This is a genomic window from Anabaenopsis arnoldii, assembly GCF_028331025.1.
GTDB classification, from domain to species: Bacteria; Cyanobacteriota; Cyanobacteriia; order Cyanobacteriales; family Nostocaceae; genus Anabaenopsis; species Anabaenopsis arnoldii.
In genome coordinates, this window is sequence record NZ_JAQMUH010000020.1 from 1 (window position 1) to 5,643 (window position 5,643).

Genomic DNA, 5,643 nt, shown 5'->3' on the forward strand with positions numbered 1-5,643 from the left:
AATATTTTCATGGTTCGGTGTTCCCTCGGACTCCGCTTTGCAGCGCTTGTCTCTCAGGCACTTATCCAATATAGCTACTGTCTCTAGCTTTGTCAACTCTTTTTTTCTAATTTTTGCAGATTTTTTTTCATCTCTCTGAAACTCGCCACAGTGCTAGGTTGTAGGCAACAATAGTGTATGCCAGTTGCTGACTAAGGGAGGGTAGAGCGTGAATTTTCAGTCTGTGATTAGTTTATTGCATCAGTTTTGGGGTGACCGTGGTTGCTTAATTGCCCAACCATATGACATTGAGAAGGGAGCGGGTACTAAAAACCCCCATACATTTTTAAGGGCTTTGGGACCTGAGCCTTGGTCAGTGGCTTATGTTGAACCATGCCGTCGTCCTACTGATGGACGCTACGGTGAAAACCCCAATCGCTTTCAACACTATTATCAGTATCAAGTTCTGATTAAGCCCTCGCCAGATAATATTCAAGAAATTTACCTTGATTCTTTGTCTGCTCTGGGGATTCGTCCCGAAGACCACGATATTCGATTTGTGGAAGATAACTGGGAAGATGCGACGGTGGGTGCTTGGGGAACTGGTTGGGAAGTTTGGTTAGATGGGATGGAAATTACTCAATTTACCTATTTCCAACAGTGTGGGGGAATTGATTGTCGTCCCGTATCGATTGAAATCACCTATGGGTTAGAGCGGTTGGTGATGTACCTCCAGCAAGTGGAAGCCATTACTAAGATTGCTTGGACTGACAACATCACTTATGGTGATGTTTTCCTACAAAGTGAGATTGAGCAGTGTACTTATAACTTTGAAGGGTCTAATCCTGAGTTGCTGTTAACACTGTTTAATTTATATGAGCAGGAGGCTGGGCAATTAACTGAGCGTGGTTTGGTGGTACCCAGCCTAGATTATGTTATGAAGTGTTCACATACCTTTAACTTACTGGATGCTAGAGGCGTAATTTCGGTGACGGAGAGAACTCGTTACATTGGCAGGATTCGTCATTTGGCTCGGAAGGTGGCTCATCTATATGTTGAGCAACGGGAAAAGTTGGGTTTTCCTTTACTCAAGGGGATAAAGGTTTGTAGCTCTTGAATGTAAAACAATAACAGGACTGAGGCACAGGTAAACTGAGAAGAAATCACAGATTGCACTGACTAATGAGAGTTAGAGTGGACACTCAACCTGAAAAAGTGAGGTTTTTTTGCCTCAGTCCTAACTAAGAGGGCAAATCAGCCAGTTTGGGAGCCTAAAGAGTTATTATGTTTGCTTTACTTTTGACGAGTGACTTATGATTCCGACGAGTGGTGTGGTTATCTGTCTTGGTTTTATTTTAGGGTTGTTGTTTACCTCGGTACCTTGGGGTGGGTTTTGGGTTTTAGGTTTAGGGATGGTAGCAGCGGTTCTGTTGAGAAAACGCAGATTAGGGAAAGCTACAAAATACCCAACTGATGGCAATACAACTCAGGGATTAAGAAATATCTGGTTTAATATTCCTCATTCTAGAATATGGTTAGTTGCCGGTTTAGTGGGGTTATTAGCAACTGTATATTTTCAATGGCGATCGCCCCAACCCGGAGCGCAAGATATTAGTACATTGTTGGTATCGGAAAATAATGGTAATCAGCAACAACTGGTGATGGTTCGTGGTCAAGTGATAAGTAACCCCCGTTTAACTCGCAACCAACGAGGACAATTTTTATTAGCAGCTACTCAGGTTGATCAAGTCAAGAATGAAGCTGGCCCGCTAGATGCGGCTAAAGGTGTGACGGGAAAATTATATGTAACAGTCCCCTTGCTCCAGGCTACTGGGTTATATCCCGGTCAACAAATTGCTGTGACGGGAGTTTTATACCAGCCAAGAACAGCATACAACCCTGGTGGTTTCGATTTTCAGAAGTTTCTCAATTACCAAGGAATATTTGCGGGTTTGAGTGGAAGACAGATTACTTTCCTGGATGAGTATAATCAACGTCCGTGGGGATGGTGGCAAGTTCGGCAGCGAATTGTGCGATCGCACACTCAAAGCCTGGGTGTTCCACATGGTCCATTGGTAAGTGCAATGGTGTTAGGTAGCAAAGCAGTTGATTTACCCCACGATATCCGTGATTTGTTTATCAAAGCTGGATTGGCTCATACTTTAGCAGCTTCAGGATTTCACGTTTCTTTAGTGTTAGGTTTGGTAATGCAGTTGACAAGCCGTGCAGCTGCGAGAACGCGGTTTACTTTTGGCTGTTTAGCCTTAATTATTTTCCTGAGTTTAACAGGGTTCCAACCTTCAGTACTCAGGGCGGTAATTATGGGTTTTGCGGCTTTAGTGGGTTTACTATTACAAAGAAAAGTTAAAAAATTTGGCTCTCTGTTATTAGCAGCCACTTTATTATTGTTAATTAATCCCCTATGGATTTGGGATTTAGGCTTTCAATTGAGTTTTTTAGCCACACTAGGGTTAGTGGTCACAGTTCCCCCATTGGTAAAACGCTTAGATTGGTTACCACCGGTCATCACTTCCTTGATTGCCGTTCCCCTGGCTGCGACAATTTGGACTTTACCAGTGCAACTTTTTGTATTTGGGGTGATGCCTGCTTACGGTGTAATACTAAATATGATTAGCACACCTTTGATTGCAACCATTAGTATAGGTGGGATTATTAGCGCCATAGCAGCATTACTCTGGCCTACAGGTGGCAGCACCTTAGCAGGACTATTATATTACCCTACTGACTGGTTATTTAAATTAGTACAATTATTTAGAAGCTTTCCCGGTAATTCTCTGAATTTGGGTAGTATATCTACGTGGCAATTGCTAGCAATATATGCACTGGTGATTTTGGTTTGGCTAGTACCTTGGTGGCAAAAACGCTGGTTATTGGCCAGTTTCATGGCCATCGGTTTGGTACTCATCCCCTTTTGGCATTCTGCCAATACATTATTTAGGGTCACAGTCCTAGCAGCAGGTAAACAACCAGTTGTAGTCATTCAGGATCGGGGAAAGGTGACACTAATTAATAGTGGAAAGCAGGGGACTGGACGCTTCACAATTTTACCATTTTTACAACAGCAGGGCATTAATCACATAGATTCGGCGATCGCCTTTGGCACTGAGCGCAGCGGAATACGCAGTAATTTAAAATACCAGGAAACTAGCGCTTGGTTGGAAATACTACAAGCTATAAGAATAAATAACTTTTATGAATATTCAGCCAACCTCACAGACAACATTGCTAATCAGGCAATTCAACAGCAAGTGCAAAAGCAACAAGGAATACACCAACCTTTAGCACCTGGTCAAATAGTCAATACTGGTTCAGTAACTGCTCAGTTAATTAATGACCAGTTACCTGTCTTACAACTGCAAATTCAAGGACAGAATTGGCTATTGGTGGGGGATGTCAAGGCTCAGGAGGTAGAACAGCTAGTCAAAGCAGGTAGCCTAGTGCGTCCACAAGTACTGTGGTGTAGACCTGAGTCCTTGTCAGATTTAGTACAAATGCTCCAACCACAGGTGGCCATAGCCTCTTATACTAATTTAGACTCAAAAACCTTATCTAATCTGAGTCAAAACCAGACACAGCTATTTTCTACTAGAGATGACGGCGCTATCCAATGGACACCCAATAATCAATTTGAGGCCTTTATTCAACAAACTGAAAGTAAATCTACCTTTTTTTGATCAAATTCCTCAATTGGTAAATCTAGGTATAGAAACGTTCCTGGGAACGTTTCTACAGGGGTTTCACCGAAAAACACCCGATTGCAGCCAACCTAAACACACTAAAGGCTAAACGTTAACTGGACGCCTATCTACTGATGGTTGGTAATGAGTACTCCCATCAACTTCTACTTTTAGAGAAACCTGCTGACCTGTAATCAACCTAGCTCCACGATTGCGGGTAATATAGTTCCATACCCACTGAATGGTTACTACCAACTTATTATCAAACTCAATTAAAAAGTAGATGTGAATCAATAGCCAAAACAACCATGCAAAGAAACCTTTTAACTTGATGAAACCCAAATCCACCACAGCGGAGTTTTGCCCAATCATTGCCAAGCTACCGTGGTCGGTGTAATTGAAGGATGGTAAGGTGTGACCTTGCAGCCGTTTTTGAATCAGTGACGCGACATATTCTCCTTCCTGTTTAGCAACAGGTGCAACCCCTGGTAAGGGTTTGCCATTTTGATGGGAGAAATGAGCCAAATCACCAACTACAAAAATATTATCATACCCCTTAATACTCAAGTCAGATTCTACAATCACACGCCCGGCGCGATCGCACTGCGCACCTGTGCGTTCAGCTAAGACTTTTCCCATGGGTGAAGCTTTGACACCTGCAGCCCACAAAATAGTTTTAGACGGGATTTGTCTGACCTCCTCACCTTGTTTGAGGGTAACAACATCATTTTCAATCTTGGTTACTAAGGCTTTGGTCTCCACAACCACACCCAACTCCTTGAGAGATGCTGCTGCAGCTTCGGATAAATCTGGCGCAAAAGGTGGAAGGATGCGATCCATTCCTTCTAACAGTAAAATTTGCGTTTCTGAAGTGTCAATATTGCGGAAATCTTCTTTGAGGGTTTGGTACGCCAGTTCCGCGATCGCCCCTGCCAATTCTACACCAGTCGGGCCACCACCCACAATCACAAAGGTCAGTAGAGCTAGGCGTTTTTCTGGGTCTGTTTCTTGTTCTGCGGCTTCAAATGCCGAAAATATGCGCCGACGCATTTCTATAGCATCTTCTACGGTTTTCAAACCTGGGGCGAATTTTTCCCATTCATCCTGACCAAAATAGGAATGCTTCGCACCTGTAGCCACAATTAACGTATCATAGGGTACTCTTTTTTCCCCTATAATTACTTCCTGTGCCTCTGGATTAATATCATCTACTTCCCCCAGCAACACCTGAGTATTTTTGCTCTTACTCAGCACCGAGCGTAATGGCGAGGAAATATCAGCAGGTGATAGGGTACCCGTAGCAACTTGATATAACAGCGGCTGAAATAGGTGAAAATTACGTTTATCGATCAGGGTAACATTTACCTTCGCCTTAGCAAGTGCCTTGGCCGCATACAGTCCACCAAAGCCTCCACCAACAATCACCACTTGATGTGGTGGGGTATTCTCAAGTGAATTTACCATAAATAATATTTCCTTCCGTTACGGTATTGTAACTATTCTTAACAAATTTGTATTAAAATTATCATATTTTTTCTGCTGGTTTTGAACATCTAAAAAAATAATTTAAGTAATCTCAGTTACTAAAAATCTGCTTTGCTGTAACTGATGACAATGCTTAATGTTTTAAAGCAGATGCAAAAACCCATTATATTTTGGGATGTGGATTTAGAGGACTGGCGAGGTAAGTCAGCGGGAGAAATGATGAATATATTTGAAAAAAGCTTTCACAATGGGAGCATCATACTTTTACATGACTCCGATGGTGTCGCGAAAGGGGGAGTATATGCTAGTCGCCATAATACTGTAGAAGTAGTGGAAAGAATTTTGGTTCTTCAGTACCTAATATGCTAAATTGTTTTGATAAAATCCGAAAAGGCTTACCGTATAAGGGAAATAATGTTGGTTATTGAAGAAAATGCCTGAATATTCCTTCTTAATCTCTGTTCCCTGTTCCCTGTTCCCT

General features: G+C 42.4%; 4 protein-coding genes. 3 read left to right on the top strand and 1 reads right to left on the bottom strand.

All coding sequences use genetic code 11. The annotated features are described in order from the left end of the window. The first annotated feature begins 208 nt into the window (after positions 1-208). The gene (glyQ, locus tag PN457_RS01685) at positions 209-1,096 is read left to right on the top strand and encodes a glycine--tRNA ligase subunit alpha (protein WP_271730894.1); all 888 of its coding nucleotides are present in this window, start codon (positions 209-211) and stop codon (positions 1,094-1,096) included. Between the two features lie 196 nt (positions 1,097-1,292). Further along, positions 1,293-3,674, top strand: coding sequence for a ComEC/Rec2 family competence protein (locus tag PN457_RS01690; protein WP_271730895.1), 2,382 nt, complete (start codon positions 1,293-1,295; stop codon positions 3,672-3,674). 108 nt (positions 3,675-3,782) lie between these two features. On the opposite strand, the gene PN457_RS01695 is transcribed toward PN457_RS01690, so the two are convergent. Next, positions 3,783-5,141, bottom strand: coding sequence for an NAD(P)/FAD-dependent oxidoreductase (locus PN457_RS01695; RefSeq protein ID WP_271730897.1), 1,359 nt, complete (start codon positions 5,139-5,141; stop codon positions 3,783-3,785). Positions 5,142-5,312: 171 nt separating this feature from the next. Here PN457_RS01695 and PN457_RS01700 point away from each other — a divergent pair, with 171 nt between their 5' ends. Beyond that, positions 5,313-5,531 carry a polysaccharide deacetylase family protein gene (locus PN457_RS01700; RefSeq protein WP_271730898.1) on the top strand — a complete coding sequence of 73 codons (219 nt, stop codon included), beginning with the start codon at positions 5,313-5,315 and terminating at the stop codon, positions 5,529-5,531. Positions 5,532-5,643 lie beyond the last annotated feature (112 nt).